Genomic DNA, 13,568 nt, shown 5'->3' on the forward strand with positions numbered 1-13,568 from the left:
GGTTGAAAAGGCATTAGACAGCCAGACGCTTGCGGCCTTTGGCGCGGCGTGCGTTGATCACGGCACGGCCACCACGGGTTTTCATGCGAACCAGAAAGCCGTGTGTACGGGCGCGACGTGTTTTGGATGGTTGATAGGTGCGTTTCATAACTCTTCCTTTGTGCCCAATGCCATGAATCAGCGTTGGGCGAAACCCAAGATTATCGCAAACTTTCGGGGCATCGGCAAATAAACCCTCATTTAAGACATCCGGGTACCTCCTGAGGCAAACCAGATCGATGTGGTTTATGATGGCCGCTCGAATGAGTTCCGGCATGTGGATAAGCTCTTGATAAGCTCCATTTCACTACCGTAGTTCTTGTCAACTGTCCACAAAAAAACAAATACAACATGACCGAGGGACTCCCCCCAGAATTTCAGGCCGATGCAGGCCACTCGCTGTGGCAAGCCTGCGTGGACGAACTGTCCCGCGAGCTGCCCGAACAGCAGTTCAACACCTGGATCAAGCCCCTGACCGCACAGATCTCGGAAGACCAGCAGCGCCTCACCTTGTTTGTGGCCAACCGCTTCAAACTCGACTGGATCCGGGCCCAATATGCGGGCCGACTGGCCACCATGCTCGAAAGCCTGCAAGGCCATCCAGTTCAAATAGAGTTAGTGATCACTCCGCGCGATAGCGCCGTCAAGACTGTGCGTCAGTCCACGCCATCGTCGATGGAAAACGTGCCCGAGTCGATCGATTTGCCTGACGAACCCGCTGCCAACACCTTCCGCAGTCGGCTCAACACCGCCCTGACTTTCGACAACCTCGTCGAGGGCACGGCCAACCGCATGGCACGTGCGGCAGCCATGCACGTGTCCGGCTCGCCTGGGCATTTGTACAACCCCTTGTTCATCTATGGTGGCGTGGGTTTGGGCAAGACCCACCTGATGCACGCCATCGGCAACAAACTGCTGGCCGACCGGCCCGAAGCCAAAGTTTTGTACATCCACGCCGAACAGTTTGTGTCGGATGTGGTTAAAGCCTACCAACGCAAGACCTTTGACGAGTTCAAGCACCACTACCATTCGCTCGATCTGCTGCTGATCGACGACGTGCAGTTCTTTGCCAACAAAGACCGCACCCAAGAAGAATTCTTCAACGCCTTTGAAGCCTTGCTGGCCAAAAAGTCGCACATCGTCATGACCAGCGACACCTACCCCAAGGGCCTGGCTGACATCCATGAGCGCTTGGTCTCGCGCTTCGATTCGGGCCTGACGGTGGCCATGGAGCCGCCTGAACTCGAAATGCGCGTGGCGATCCTGATCAACAAAGCCATCAGCGAAGGCAGTGAAATGCCTGAAGAAGTGGCGTTTTTCGTGGCCAAAAACGTGCGCTCCAACGTGCGTGAGCTCGAAGGCGCGCTGCGCAAAATCCTGGCCTATTCGCGCTTTAACCAGAAGGAAATCTCCATCCAGCTGGCCCGCGACGCCCTGCGCGATCTGCTGTCTATCCAGAACCGCCAGATCAGCGTCGAAAACATCCAAAAAACGGTGGCCGACTACTACAAGATCAAGGTCGCCGACATGTATAGCAAAAAGCGCCCGGCCAGCATTGCCCGCCCGCGCCAGATCGCCATGTACCTGGCCAAGGAAATGACCCAAAAGAGCCTGCCCGAGATCGGCGAGCTGTTTGGCGGGCGCGACCACACCACCGTGCTGCACGCCGTGCGCAAGATCAACGCCGAGCGCCTGCAGCTGACCGAACTCAACCAGCAGCTGCACGTACTCGAGCAGACCCTCAAGGGCTGAAACCGCATGAGCCTGCGCTTGCCCCCTGTTTTAAGTGCTTTGACCCGTCTGGAGGCCGTTTTGCGGTCAAAAAACAGCGAAAATGCACGTTGTTGTCAAAGTTGTGCGCAGCCTCAGGCTGTTGCGTGAAAATCACAAAAGGTAGACACCCATGATCGTCCTGAAGGCCACCCAAGACAAATTGCTGTCGGTCCTGCAATCCGTTTCCGGCATTGTCGAGCGCCGCCACACCCTGCCCGTGCTGGCCAACGTGCTGATCCGCAAAACCGGTCACGCCGTGCAGCTGACCACCAGCGACCTCGAAATCCAAATCCGCACCACCGCCGAGATGGACGGTGACCCAGGCGACTTCACCACCACCGTGGGCGCACGCAAACTCATCGACATCCTGCGCACCATGCCCGCTGACCAAACCGTCAGCCTTGAGTCTTCGCAAGCTAAGCTGATCTTGAAGGGCGGCAAGTCCAAGTTCACTTTGCAGACCTTGCCCGCAGAAGACTTCCCACTGGTGCAAGAAGCCGCCAGCTTCGGCCCCGTGTTCAGCGTGCCGCAAAAAACCCTCAAGACCCTGCTCGGTCAGGTCTCGTTTGCCATGGCCGTGCACGACATCCGCTACTACCTCAACGGCATCTTGTTTGTGGCCGAAGGCAACCGCCTGAGCCTGGTCGCCACCGACGGCCACCGCCTGGCCTTCACAGCCGCCACGCTCGACGTCGAAGTGCCCACCAAACAAGAAGTCATCTTGCCGCGCAAGACCGTGCTCGAGCTGCAGCGCTTGCTGTCGGACGCCGATGGCGCGATCGAGATGCAATTCGCCAACAACCAGGCCAAGTTCAGCTTTGACGGCATGGAGTTCGTGACCAAGCTGGTCGAGGGCAAGTTCCCCGACTACAACCGCGTCATCCCCAAAGGCCACAGCAACAACCTGACCCTGGGCCGCCAAGCCCTGCTGTCTTGCTTGCAGCGCACCGCCATCCTGACCAGCGACAAGTTCAAGGGCGTGCGCCTGAACCTCGATCCCGGCAGCCTGCGCGTGGCCTCGACCAACGCCGAACAAGAAGAAGCCGTGGACGAACTCGACATCGACTACGGTGGCGACAGCATCGAGATCGGCTTCAACGTCACCTACATCATCGACGTGCTCAGCAACATGGGCCAAGACATGGTCCGCATCGATCTGGCCGACGCCAACAGCTCGGCGCTGATCACGATCCCCGAGAACGACAACTTCAAATATGTGGTGATGCCAATGCGCATTTAAGGCGAAAGCCCACAAGGCCCACCTTATCGAAACCCGCGACCCCTCGCGGGTTTCGGCCATTCAAGCGACAGAGAAAATTGAACATGACCGACGAAATCAACCCCAGCGAAGAAGCTTTCACCACCGCGCAACCCAAGATCGACGCCAACCAAGCGGGCGCATCCGAAGGCTACGGCGAAGGCTCCATCCAGATCCTGGAAGGCCTGGAGGCCGTGCGCAAACGCCCCGGCATGTACATCGGCGATACCTCTGACGGCACGGGCCTGCACCACTTGGTGTTCGAGGTCGTGGACAACTCGATCGACGAAGCGCTGGCGGGCCACTGCGACGACATCGTCGTCACCATCCACAGTGACAACTCCATCAGCGTGACCGACAACGGCCGCGGCATCCCCACCGGCGTCAAGATGGACGACAAGCACGAGCCCAAGCGCAGTGCGTCTGAGATCGCTTTGACCGAACTGCACGCAGGCGGCAAGTTCAACCAAAACAGCTACAAGGTCTCTGGCGGTTTGCACGGCGTGGGTGTGTCTTGCGTGAACGCCCTGAGCAAGTGGTTGCGTCTCACGGTGCGCCGCGAAGGCAAAGTGCACCAGATCGACTTTGCCAAAGGCTTTGTGCAAAACCGTTTGCTCGACACCGTGGACGGCGTTGAAGTCTCGCCCATGCGCGTCACAGGTGCCACCGACAAGCGCGGCACCGAAGTGCACTTCTTGCCCGACACCGAAATCTTCACGCAGAACACCGATTTCCATTACGAAATTCTGGCCAAGCGTTTGCGCGAGTTGTCTTTCCTGAACAACGGCGTGCGCATTCGCCTCAAAGACGAGCGCAGCGGCAAAGAAGACGACTTCTCTGGCGCGGGTGGCGTCAAAGGCTTTGTGGACTTCATCAACGCCAACAAAAAAGTGTTGCACCCCAACGCCTTCCACGCCAACGGCGAGCGCCCAGCCGACAGCTACGGCGGCATCCCCGGCACCAGCATCGGTGTGGAAGTGGCCATGCAGTGGAACGACGGCTACAACGAAAACGTGCTGTGCTTCACCAACAACATCCCGCAGCGTGACGGTGGCACCCACCTCACGGGCCTGCGTGCCGCGATGACCCGCGTGATTGCCAAGTACATCGAGAAAAACGAGATCGCCAAAAAGCAAAAAGTCGAAGTCAGCGGCGACGACATGCGCGAAGGCCTGTGCTGCGTGCTGAGCGTCAAAGTGCCCGAGCCCAAGTTCTCCAGCCAGACCAAAGACAAGCTGGTGTCGAGCGAAGTGCGTGCCCCGGTGGAAGACATCGTGGCCAAAGCCTTGACCGACTTTTTGGAAGAGCGCCCCAACGACGCCAAGATCATCTGCGGCAAGATTGTGGAAGCCGCCCGCGCCCGCGAAGCCGCCCGCAAAGCCCGCGAAATGACGCGCCGCAAAGGCGTGCTCGACGGCATGGGCCTGCCTGGCAAACTGGCCGACTGCCAAGAAAAAGACCCGGCCCTGTGCGAAATCTACATCGTCGAGGGTGACTCCGCCGGAGGCTCGGCCAAGCAAGGCCGCGACCGTAAATTCCAGGCCATCTTGCCCCTGCGCGGCAAGATCCTGAACGTGGAAAAAGCCCGCTACGAAAAGCTGCTCACCAGCAACGAAATCGTCACGCTCATCACCGCCTTGGGTACCGGCATTGGCAAGGCCAGCGCTGAGTCTGGCAAGAGCGGCACCGACGACTTCAACGTCGACAAACTGCGCTACCACCGCATCATCATCATGACCGACGCCGACGTGGACGGCGCGCACATCCGCACCCTGCTGCTGACCTTCTTCTACCGTCAGATGCCCGATTTGGTCGAGCGTGGCCACATCTACATCGCCCAGCCACCACTCTACAAAGTCAAGGCCGGCAAAGAAGAGCTGTACCTCAAAGACGGCCCGGCGCTCGACGGCTTCTTGCTGCGCATCGCGCTCAAAGACGCCAGCATTTCCACGGGCGGCGCTGCGCCGCAAGTGCTGACTGGCGAGACGCTGGAAGCCCTGGCCCGCAAACACCAAGTGGCCGAACACGTCATTGCGCGTTTGTCTAACTTCATGGACGCCGAAGCCCTGCGTGCCATGGCCGACGGCGTGTCACTCAACCTGGATGGCATGGAACAAGCCGCTGCATGCGCCCCCGCGCTGCAAGCCAAGCTGCGCGAACTCAACACCACCGGCATCCCCGCCGAAGTGACCGCCGAGTTTGACGTGCGCACCGACAAACCCATTCTGCGCATCAGCCGCCGCCACCACGGCAACATCAAGAGCAGCATCATCACGCAAGACTTTGTGCACGGTGCCGACTACGGCGCTCTGGCCGAAGCGGCCGAGACCTTCCGCGGCTTGCTGGGCGAAGGTGCCAAAGCCACACGCGGTGAAGGCGAGCGCCAGAAAGAAGAAAAAGTGGGCGACTTCCGCCAGGCCATGCATTGGCTCATCAGCGAAGCCGAACGCACCACCAGCCGCCAGCGCTACAAAGGCTTGGGCGAGATGAACCCCGCCCAGCTGTGGGAAACCACCATGGACCCCACCGTGCGCCGCCTGCTGCGCGTGCAGATCGACGACGCCATCGAAGCCGACCGCGTGTTCACCATGCTCATGGGCGACGAGGTCGAGCCACGCCGCCACTTCATCGAAAGCAATGCGCTGCGTGCGGGGAATATTGATATTTGATCGATCTTGTAGCCGTACCCATAAGCTGAGAAAAAGGGGCCCATAAGTTGAAAAACTTATGGGCCCCTTGCTTTGGTGCGCCCAATGTGGCCTTGTGTGCTTGCTAAAAGTGCAGCAAAATGACTTTGACTGATTTCCTTTAAGGAAGCAATTGATTGCAACTTGCTTCCAATTAGGCTATCATTAAAATCAAATTAACCAGCCTATAGGCTAGCAATGTCTTCTGAACTGAACCAGCTTCGACTCGAACAAGTGCAGTCCGCCCTTTCCGGCTACGCGGACTTGGTGAAGCGGCAGCCACCGTCTCGGGGATGGCTGAAGCTCATCCGAGAAGCCCTAGGTCGAACGGAACGCCAGCAGGCTGAGCGGCTGGGCGTCTCGGGGGCGACGCTGCACAAGTCCGAACAGTCCGAAGCGGATGACCGCATCTCGCTCGGACAACTGCGCAAACTTGCTGATGGACTGGATTGCGAACTGGTCTACGCACTGGTTCCCAGACGCCCGCTCACGGACGTGGTTCAGGAACGCGCTCGCACCATCGCGATGGAAGAGGTCGCAAGCGTGGCCCACACCATGGGTCTTGAAGACCAGCGCCCCAGCGCAGAACGGCTTCGGAAACAGGTGGAACGCAGGACCGAAGAATTGCTTCGCGGCCGTTGGTCAAAACTATGGCGATAGTCCGGGATGAGCAGGAAACTTTCACCGCGATCTGGTCTGGATTCACCCCTTCCCCAATGGCAATGGACGACATCCACGCATGATGGCCGACGCATTGTTGAGAAGCCTTGGCCAAACTGCGTTCACATGGGGAAGCGGCGGCAGTCTGGTTGCCGCCAACGATGTTCGGGCACGGTACCTGGCAGCCCTGCGAGCTGCAGACCAAGGTGACTACCAGCTTCTGCTTGCGTTTGTCCGCAGTTGAGCCTGTGAGCCGTGCCTGCAAATCTAGCCCCGCAAATTACCCCACCGCCGCGTCAAGCCCAAACACAATGCTCATGGGCCTGCTGCCCTGGTGCGACTGGTAGCGCACCCGGCCGTGGTACGTGAAGGGTGCGGCCTTGCCGACAGCCAGCTTGGTGTCGCGCACAAAGAGATGGATGTCGATGCCTAAAGCGGCGTGGCGGATGATTTCGTCGCCGCGTTTGCTGGTCGGGTCGGTGGCGTTCTGGCTTTGCCAGTGAAAGTGCGTGTCATCGATCCAGTGGTCCATGTACTTATGCGCGTCAGCCCGCCCTTGCTTGTTGAGCGTGACCAGCAGAATGTGCGCCTTTTTCTGGGCCAACACCACATGGCCAACTGAGAACATTTCGTTGCTAACTCAGGTGGTTGAGCATCAAGCTGGCATCCTGAATCATCATCAATCCGTTTAAGATCATCTCAATTTAAAAATAAGTACTTTAGGTAACGCGTGCAATATTCCAATCGTTCCTTCTATTCGGCACACATCAAGCAATTTGTGACATCAGACCCCAACTTGGTGCTGGGTGTCTTGACTGAGAACAGTGGTTTTTCCATCGAGACAACCCAGCGCGATGCATGGCGTTCACAGATACAAATTCTTCAGAAAGAACTGAAACCGTTCACAGGCCGCGGCACGGTTTTCTTTGAGTTCATCGTGCCGCGTATGGGCAAACGCATCGACGTGCTGGCATTGATCGACCACGCCATTTTTGTCATCGAGTTCAAGGTCGGTGAATCGCTGTTTAACCGTGCAGCGGTGGATCAGGTTTGGGACTACGCACTCGACCTCAAAAACTTTCACGAGACCAGCCACCACTGCGTGATCGCACCCATCTTGATCGCCACACAAACACAAGGCACGCGCGGTTAGATCGTCACCAGCCACCACAACGACGGTGTGCTTTTCCCCATCAACACATCACCCGCCTTCTTGGCCACCACCATCGAAGATGTGTTGGCCTTTTCGTCGGGCGCCCAACTGGACGCTGCCGCTTGGGCCAACGGTCGTTACCGTCCCACCCCTACCATCATCGAAGCCGCGTCCGCGCTTTACGGCAACCACTCGGTAGCCGAACTCTCGCGCAACGATGCGGGTGAAAAGAATTTGGCGCAAACCTCGGTTGCTATTGCGCAGCTGATCCAAGATTCAAAACAACGAAAGCAAAAGGCCATCTGTTTTGTGACGGGTGTTCCCGGCGCGGGCAAAACCTTGGTGGGCTTGGACATCGCCACCAAACACATGGACGCCGAGAGCGATTTGCACAGCGTGTACCTATCGGGCAATGGCCCTTTGGTGGCCATCCTGCGTGAAGCCTTGGTGCGCGATGAAGTGGCGCGAAAGAAAGCCGTGGGCCAAAAGTTGCGCAAAGGCGAAGCCAGAAAAGCCGTTGAAGCCTTCATTCAAAACGTCCACCATTTCCGCGATGCGTATTTGTCGGACGAGCGGCCACCAGTGGATCACGTGGTCATTTTTGATGAAGCGCAACGCGCTTGGACGCTGGAACAAACCACCCAGTTCATGGCGCGCAAAAAGGGCTACCCAGACTTCAACCGCTCTGAGCCCGACTTCTTGATTTCTTGCCTTGACCGTCACCCCGACTGGGCGGTGGTCGTGTGTTTGGTGGGCGGTGGCCAAGAGATCAACACGGGTGAGGCGGGCATTGGCGAGTGGCTCAAGGCCATTCACGAGCACTACCCCGATTGGGCGGTGCACATCTCGCCGCACCTTCAAGACTCAGAGTACGGTGCAAACGAAGCGCTGACGCAGCTGAAGTCACGAGACAACGTTCACCACAACGACGATCTGCATTTGTCGGTGTCCATGCGATCCTTCCGCGCAGAGCATGTGTCCACCTTTGTGAAGCATTTGTTGGACCGTCGTACCGATTTGGCTCAAGCCATGTTCCAAGACGTTCAGGCGCGCTACCCGATCGTAGTGACACGCGATTTGGACAAGGCCAAGCGCTGGCTGCCCGACAAAGCCCGCGGCAGCGAGCGTTTCGGCATGGTGGTTTCTTCGCAAGCTGTTCGCCTGCGCCCACACGCCATCGACGTTCGTTCACCCATGGACCCCATCCATTGGTTTTTGGACGATCGCGATGACGTTCGATCTTCTTTTTATTTGGAAGACGTAGCCACCGAGTTTCACGTTCAAGGACTTGAGCTCGACTGGGCTTGTGTGGTCTGGGATGCCGACTTGCGCTTTGGCGAAGTCGACTGGGAATACCGTTCGTTTGTGGGCAACAAATGGCAAAAAATACACCTGGCTCATCGCCAGATGTATTTGAAGAATGCCTATCGGGTCTTGCTCACCCGCGCTCGACAAGGCATGGTGATCGTGATCCCACCCGGGGACCCTGAAGATCCCACAAGAGATCCGGCTTTTTACGACCCTATTTTTGGTTATTTGACCTCTCTTGGAATTCAAGTTATCTAAAGAGTTTATGGACTGCACTCGCCGCTAAAGGGTTCCTTGAGTTTGGCTTGTCTGCGCAAATCGTTGGGGCGGGTGTTTTGCCGGAAGGTGTCGGGTGGCCTGAAGCATTCTTCGGGCTTCACCATGTAGACCGTCCAATCGCCGTACAGCTTGCCGTCAAAGCAGAGCAGGTCACCGTTGATGGCCAAGTCCATGAGCGTGTCGTGGGTGCCTGTGAACAGTTGGGCATCTGTGGGGCTGACAAATTCCACATTGACCGAGCAGGCGTAGGTGGTGTGAAAGTACCGGAGCGGCCCAATAGCCGGGCCATCAAAGCCCCAGCCGTGCATGGCTTGGTTGGGCGTGTCGCGGCCATGAAACAAGCCCAGATACAAGCCGGGCTTGCTGGGGCGAACGCCATAAACAGGCGTGGTGCTTGGGTCTGTTGCGGGGTGCATGTTGCCTCCATGTGGGTGAGGCAATCAGCTTAAGAAATTGGTGCGGCTTGGTGTACCAGGGCTTTGCCTGGGTGCGGTGGGTTGTTCATTAGCTCGGTGGTTGACGGCTAGAACCACGGCCCGTTTGACCTTATTGGCATAATATGCCAACTCTGTTTCAACAAGGAGCCCTCCCATGCCCACCCGAAATGTCGTGCTGACGGATCACCAAGCAGCGTTGGTCGAGCAGCTGGTCCAAAGTGGCCGCTACCAAAATGCCAGCGAAGTTCTGCGTGAGGGGCTGCGCATGGTGGAGCAGCGAGACGCCGAGGACGCTTATCGACTAGCGGCTTTGCGAAAAGCAGCCCAAGAGGGCATTGCGGATATCGACGCGGGGCGTTTCAAGACTTTTGAATCCAAGCAAGGCTTGCGCGATCACATGCAGGGCATTGCAGCCAAAGTGCGCACTGTCCAATGAGTGCGGTATGGGCAGTTCGGTTGGCAGAAAAGGCCGAGCACGATTTGCTTGACGCGCTTGTGTGGACAACCGATCAGTTCGGTGCACTTCAGGCGGATGACTATCTTGAGACGCTGACGCTTGCATTGGAGGCGCTGACCGATGGCCCCAACATTGTGGGCAGCAAAGTGCGCGACGATATCGGGCTGGGTATCCGCACACTGCATGTCGCACGACTGGGCAGAAAAGGCCGCCATTTGGTGGTTTTCAGGTTGGCGGACGGACAAGTTATCGATGTCATCCGCTTGCTGCATGACAGCATGGATTTGGCCAAGCATTTGCCGGATTGAATGGCGACTGTTGATGTCGGGTGACGATCAATCCAGCCCATCCACCGCCATCACCCCCCGCAGTCCCACCCCAAAGCTCTGAAACCCTTGCCCGTCCCAGTGGGCGCTGCTGTCGATGTTGTCGTGTTGGTGGCCGTGCACCGTCATGCGCACGCCCATGCGGCGGGCCAGTGAGTCCAGTTCTTTGAATCCGTGGTCGTGGTAGCCGGGCGCTTCGTGGGTGATGAGGATGTCGGCTTGTTGCGTGGCCAGTTGTTCCACCTCGTCGGGGTAGATGGTGGACCAGTGCTTGATGTGCACGCTGCCTTGCCAGCGGTCTTGGCGCGGCGTCACTCGGGCGTGCGCTTCGCGGTTGCGAAACTTGGGCGCTTGCTGGTCTTTGGGGTACCACACCGCACCGCGAAACACGCCGCCCAGCCCGGCGATGCGCGTGCCGCAGGGCAGCGTGACGACGCGGCCGTGCAGCTGCCGCTCGCTCACCTCAGGGTGCCACACGTTGCCGAAGTTGCCTGCATGGTCGGTGTCATGGTTGCCGTGGATGAACCAGACGTGCTCCCAAATCGCCTCCAGCTCGATGTGAAGCGGCTGTGCCGGTTCCAGATCGCCCAGCAGGATCACGGCGCGGGCGCGGGTTTGCTCAGCCGCATCGAGGATGTGCTGCCATTGGCCATGCGGGTCGCCGCAGAAGAGGATGGGGCCGGGGTGCATGGGGTGATCAATCGCTCAGCAATTCCACATAGGCTTGGTAGCTGTAATGACGGTTCTTTTTTTGCCCAGTCTGCTCGACCACAATGCCGAGCTTTTCCAGTGTTTTGACCGCTGCATTGGCTGTGGGGAACGTGATTCCCAGTCGTTCGCAGACTTGATCGATGGAAAAAATGGGCATCAGTGGCAAGAGTTCAAACAGACGAAGACTGGCTGGCGTGATGCGGGGCTCTTGGAGCAGGCGATGTCGGTCGGTGTTGATCAGGCTGGCCAATGCGACGATGCCACGCTCGGCGGTGTCTGCTGCGCGGGCAACACCTTCCAGGAAAAAAGCCACCCAGCCTTCCCAGTCGCCATCCGTGCGGACTGCAGAAAGTCGTCGGTAGTATTCGGTTTGATGCTGCTTGAGGTAGGCGCTCACGTAGACCAAGGGCTCTGACAACAATCCCCATTGCTCCATGAGTGCGGCAATCAGCAATCGCCCAATGCGTCCGTTGCCATCCAAAAAGGGGTGAATGGTTTCAAACTGAACGTGCACGAGCCCAATGCGCACCAGAGGGGGCAGGGTGGGCCGTGTGTCGTGAATGAAGCGTTCAAGATCGGCCAGCAGAGCGGGTACTTGCGTGGGCGGCGGGGGGACAAATACAGCGTTACCGGGCCGAGTGCCGCCGATCCAATTTTGAGACTGGCGCAATTCGCCCGGTTGGCGACCAGAGCCACGGGCGCCATCCATAAGCAGGCGGTGGGCTTGCCGCATCAGGCGCACGCTCATGGGTAGGCCGTTGGGGTCCCGCAATGTTTGTTCTGTCCAGCGAAAGGCACGCAGGTAATTGGTGACCTCCTCCACATCGTCTGTGTTGCTGACGACAAGCCCCGCCTCTTTGTCAAACAGGTCGACCAGTGTCGCCTGGGTCCCCTCAATCTGGGATGTGAGCAGGGCTTCTTTGCGGATGGCGCTGTAGAGTAACCAGTCGATCGAAGGCACCAAGCCTGCCACCCCTGCCAGACGGGCCAAGGCCAGTTCAGCCTTGCGGTTGAGTTCGGCATAGCAAGCAGCGTCCAGTTCAGGCTCTGCAGGTGGCAGCGAATGGGGCACAAAAGCGCGCACGCTCTCGCCGAGAGTGGTTGATGTGACGTAAGTTCCGGTGACGCGCATGGCCAGATATTAAAGATTGCTTGAATACAGGTTCATGATATTAAAGCTATCTTTAATATGGTGCAAGCCTGTGAAAGCGAGTTTTAATCTGAGACTTGTTTTTGCATCGGCCTGTTTACCATGTCCCCCATCGCCATCATCGACTTCGAAACCACTGGCATCTCGCCCAATATGGGCGACCGCGCCACCGAGGTAGCCATCGTCATGCTCGAGGGCGGGCAGGTGGTGGACCGTTACCAGAGCCTGATGAACGCCGGGGTGCGGGTGAACAGTTTCATCACCCAGCTCACCGGCATCACCAACGAGATGGTGCAGGCCGCGCCCCCTGCCGAGCAGGTGATGCGCGATGCGGCCCGCTTTGTGGCGGGGCGGCCCATGGTGGCGCACAACGCGGCCTTTGACAAAAAGTTCTGGCAGGCCGAGCTGGCGCGCTGCGGGCAAGACGGCTCGCACGCCTTTGCCTGCACTTTGCTGCTCTCGCGCCGCCTGTACCCGCAAGCGCCCAACCACAAGCTGGGCACGCTGGCCGCGCTGCACCATTTGCCGTCGTCAGGCCGTGCCCACCGGGCCTTGGCCGATGCCGAGATGGCCGCGCATTTGCTGGCGCAGATGCAGCATGACCTGAAAACCCGCTACGGCTGTACCCAGGCCGACCACGCTTTGCTGATGGGCCTGCAACGCACCAGCCGCCACATGGTCGGCAGCTATTTGAAGCAGCGGGCGGGGGCTTAGCCCTGCACCACGTCCAGATAAGCCTCTCGCGTTTCGGGGCTGACCGCATCCAGGGCCTGCTCATGGCGGGTTTGGTGTTGGGCCAACATGCGGGCCGAGGCGATGGTTTTGGATTTGCAGAACCAGTGGCAGCTGTGCTGCATCAGAAACATCTCGCCCATCATGCGAAATGAGAGCTCTTTGGGCGACAGGCCTTGGGGGTTGTTGACGGCCAGGGCGATGCCTTGGGCGTGGACTTCGAGCATGCGGCGCATGTCAAAGCTGGCTTTGGGCGAGAGCTGGTCGATGAAGGGCAGCGCCACCTTGAAGGCCCGTGTCACGGGCGCGGGCAGCTTGGCAAATTCGCGGGCCAGGTTTTGGAATTCGTTGGCCAGTTGCTGTTCGGCCGCTTCTTGCAGCTGCAAAATTTGCTGTTGCCGTTCGGGGTCTGTTTCGCCCAGCGCACGCATGTAGGCGCTGGTCAGTTGTTCCATGTGCTTTTCGATTTGGTAGGGGCGCAATTGTTCGGCCAGCAGGGCGGTGCGTTTGCGCTGGCCTTGGGTGTTGAGCCAGTGGATGCCCGTGGCCAAAATGAACAGCAGACTGAGGAATTCCATAAATACAGGGTGTCTTGACC

The 13,568-nt window shown here is 58.5% G+C and carries 15 protein-coding genes and 1 pseudogene; 10 read left to right on the plus strand and 6 right to left on the minus strand.

Annotated elements, in window-relative coordinates:
* Window positions 1–13: 13 nt before the first annotated feature.
* A complete protein-coding gene (rpmH, locus tag B9Z37_RS07765; RefSeq protein WP_005798102.1) occupies window positions 14–148 on the minus strand; it encodes a 50S ribosomal protein L34 in 135 nt (44 codons plus the stop codon).
* 242 nt (window positions 149–390) lie between these two features.
* Between rpmH and dnaA the strand changes: the two genes are divergently transcribed.
* The 5 genes and pseudogenes from dnaA to B9Z37_RS07790 all read left to right on the plus strand — a co-directional run.
* Window positions 391–1,791 carry a chromosomal replication initiator protein DnaA gene (gene dnaA / locus B9Z37_RS07770; RefSeq protein ID WP_108312391.1) on the plus strand — a complete coding sequence of 467 codons (1,401 nt, stop codon included), beginning with the start codon at window positions 391–393 and terminating at the stop codon, window positions 1,789–1,791.
* A gap of 151 nt (window positions 1,792–1,942) precedes the next feature.
* Complete coding sequence (dnaN, locus tag B9Z37_RS07775) at window positions 1,943–3,052, plus strand: DNA polymerase III subunit beta (protein ID WP_108312392.1); 1,110 nt, start codon at window positions 1,943–1,945, stop codon at window positions 3,050–3,052.
* Window positions 3,053–3,135: 83 nt separating this feature from the next.
* Window positions 3,136–5,739, plus strand: coding sequence for a DNA topoisomerase (ATP-hydrolyzing) subunit B (gene gyrB, locus B9Z37_RS07780; RefSeq protein ID WP_108312393.1), 2,604 nt, complete (start codon window positions 3,136–3,138; stop codon window positions 5,737–5,739).
* 216 nt (window positions 5,740–5,955) lie between these two features.
* Window positions 5,956–6,417, plus strand: coding sequence for a mobile mystery protein A (locus B9Z37_RS07785; protein WP_108312394.1), 462 nt, complete (start codon window positions 5,956–5,958; stop codon window positions 6,415–6,417).
* Between the two features lie 22 nt (window positions 6,418–6,439).
* Window positions 6,440–6,661 (plus strand): annotated as a pseudogene (locus B9Z37_RS07790) (mobile mystery protein B); the annotation flags it as partial.
* Between the two features lie 36 nt (window positions 6,662–6,697).
* Here the strand turns inward: B9Z37_RS07790 and B9Z37_RS07795 are convergent.
* Window positions 6,698–7,045: a DUF3427 domain-containing protein gene (locus B9Z37_RS07795; protein ID WP_108312395.1), complete on the minus strand. Its 348-nt coding sequence runs from the start codon at window positions 7,043–7,045 to the stop codon at window positions 6,698–6,700.
* Between the two features lie 150 nt (window positions 7,046–7,195).
* On the opposite strand from B9Z37_RS07795, the gene B9Z37_RS14650 reads away from it, so the two are divergent.
* Together B9Z37_RS14650 and B9Z37_RS07800 are read left to right on the plus strand one after the other, a co-directional pair.
* On the plus strand, window positions 7,196–7,570 hold the full coding sequence (locus B9Z37_RS14650; protein WP_240606651.1) for a hypothetical protein: 375 nt from the start codon (window positions 7,196–7,198) through the stop codon (window positions 7,568–7,570).
* Window positions 7,571–7,630: 60 nt separating this feature from the next.
* On the plus strand, window positions 7,631–9,136 hold the full coding sequence (locus B9Z37_RS07800) for a DUF2075 domain-containing protein (protein ID WP_240606652.1): 1,506 nt from the start codon (window positions 7,631–7,633) through the stop codon (window positions 9,134–9,136).
* 5 nt (window positions 9,137–9,141) lie between these two features.
* On the opposite strand, the gene B9Z37_RS07805 is transcribed toward B9Z37_RS07800, so the two are convergent.
* Window positions 9,142–9,573: a hypothetical protein gene (locus B9Z37_RS07805; protein ID WP_108312396.1), complete on the minus strand. Its 432-nt coding sequence runs from the start codon at window positions 9,571–9,573 to the stop codon at window positions 9,142–9,144.
* 175 nt (window positions 9,574–9,748) lie between these two features.
* Between B9Z37_RS07805 and B9Z37_RS07810 the strand changes: the two genes are divergently transcribed.
* Both B9Z37_RS07810 and B9Z37_RS07815 read left to right on the plus strand, forming a co-directional pair.
* Window positions 9,749–10,030 carry a type II toxin-antitoxin system ParD family antitoxin gene (locus B9Z37_RS07810; protein WP_108312397.1) on the plus strand — a complete coding sequence of 94 codons (282 nt, stop codon included), beginning with the start codon at window positions 9,749–9,751 and terminating at the stop codon, window positions 10,028–10,030.
* Entirely contained in the window at window positions 10,027–10,359 is a 333-nt protein-coding gene (locus B9Z37_RS07815; RefSeq protein WP_108312398.1) for a type II toxin-antitoxin system RelE/ParE family toxin, read from the plus strand. Before B9Z37_RS07810 ends, B9Z37_RS07815 begins: the two co-directional genes overlap by 4 nt.
* Before the next feature lie 27 nt (window positions 10,360–10,386).
* Here B9Z37_RS07815 and B9Z37_RS07820 read toward each other — a convergent pair whose 3' ends face one another.
* Together B9Z37_RS07820 and B9Z37_RS07825 are read right to left on the minus strand one after the other, a co-directional pair.
* Window positions 10,387–11,067, minus strand: a complete 681-nt coding sequence (locus tag B9Z37_RS07820; protein WP_108312399.1) for a metallophosphoesterase family protein — start codon at window positions 11,065–11,067, stop codon at window positions 10,387–10,389.
* Window positions 11,068–11,074: 7 nt separating this feature from the next.
* Window positions 11,075–12,220, minus strand: a complete 1,146-nt coding sequence (locus tag B9Z37_RS07825) for a Fic family protein (protein WP_108312400.1) — start codon at window positions 12,218–12,220, stop codon at window positions 11,075–11,077.
* Between the two features lie 120 nt (window positions 12,221–12,340).
* Between B9Z37_RS07825 and B9Z37_RS07830 the strand changes: the two genes are divergently transcribed.
* Entirely contained in the window at window positions 12,341–12,952 is a 612-nt protein-coding gene (locus B9Z37_RS07830) for a 3'-5' exonuclease (RefSeq protein ID WP_108312401.1), read from the plus strand.
* On the opposite strand, the gene B9Z37_RS07835 is transcribed toward B9Z37_RS07830, so the two are convergent.
* Complete coding sequence (locus B9Z37_RS07835; protein ID WP_108312402.1) at window positions 12,949–13,548, minus strand: hypothetical protein; 600 nt, start codon at window positions 13,546–13,548, stop codon at window positions 12,949–12,951. The genes B9Z37_RS07830 and B9Z37_RS07835 overlap by 4 nt on opposite strands.
* Window positions 13,549–13,568 lie beyond the last annotated feature (20 nt).

Source organism: Limnohabitans parvus II-B4 (assembly GCF_003063455.1).
In the GTDB taxonomy this organism is placed as follows: domain Bacteria; phylum Pseudomonadota; class Gammaproteobacteria; order Burkholderiales; family Burkholderiaceae_C; genus Limnohabitans_A; species Limnohabitans_A parvus.

Coding starts and splice junctions, on each gene's coding strand:
- rpmH (WP_005798102.1), bottom strand. CDS start 148: ATGAAACGCACCTATCAACCATCCAAAACACGTCGCGCCCGTACACAC.
- dnaA (WP_108312391.1), top strand. CDS start 391: ATGACCGAGGGACTCCCCCCAGAATTTCAGGCCGATGCAGGCCACTCG.
- dnaN (WP_108312392.1), top strand. CDS start 1,943: ATGATCGTCCTGAAGGCCACCCAAGACAAATTGCTGTCGGTCCTGCAA.
- gyrB (WP_108312393.1), top strand. CDS start 3,136: ATGACCGACGAAATCAACCCCAGCGAAGAAGCTTTCACCACCGCGCAA.
- B9Z37_RS07785 (WP_108312394.1), top strand. CDS start 5,956: ATGTCTTCTGAACTGAACCAGCTTCGACTCGAACAAGTGCAGTCCGCC.
- B9Z37_RS07795 (WP_108312395.1), bottom strand. CDS start 7,045: ATGTTCTCAGTTGGCCATGTGGTGTTGGCCCAGAAAAAGGCGCACATT.
- B9Z37_RS07805 (WP_108312396.1), bottom strand. CDS start 9,573: ATGCACCCCGCAACAGACCCAAGCACCACGCCTGTTTATGGCGTTCGC.
- B9Z37_RS07810 (WP_108312397.1), top strand. CDS start 9,749: ATGCCCACCCGAAATGTCGTGCTGACGGATCACCAAGCAGCGTTGGTC.
- B9Z37_RS07815 (WP_108312398.1), top strand. CDS start 10,027: ATGAGTGCGGTATGGGCAGTTCGGTTGGCAGAAAAGGCCGAGCACGAT.
- B9Z37_RS07820 (WP_108312399.1), bottom strand. CDS start 11,067: ATGCACCCCGGCCCCATCCTCTTCTGCGGCGACCCGCATGGCCAATGG.
- B9Z37_RS07825 (WP_108312400.1), bottom strand. CDS start 12,220: ATGCGCGTCACCGGAACTTACGTCACATCAACCACTCTCGGCGAGAGC.
- B9Z37_RS07830 (WP_108312401.1), top strand. CDS start 12,341: ATGTCCCCCATCGCCATCATCGACTTCGAAACCACTGGCATCTCGCCC.
- B9Z37_RS07835 (WP_108312402.1), bottom strand. CDS start 13,548: ATGGAATTCCTCAGTCTGCTGTTCATTTTGGCCACGGGCATCCACTGG.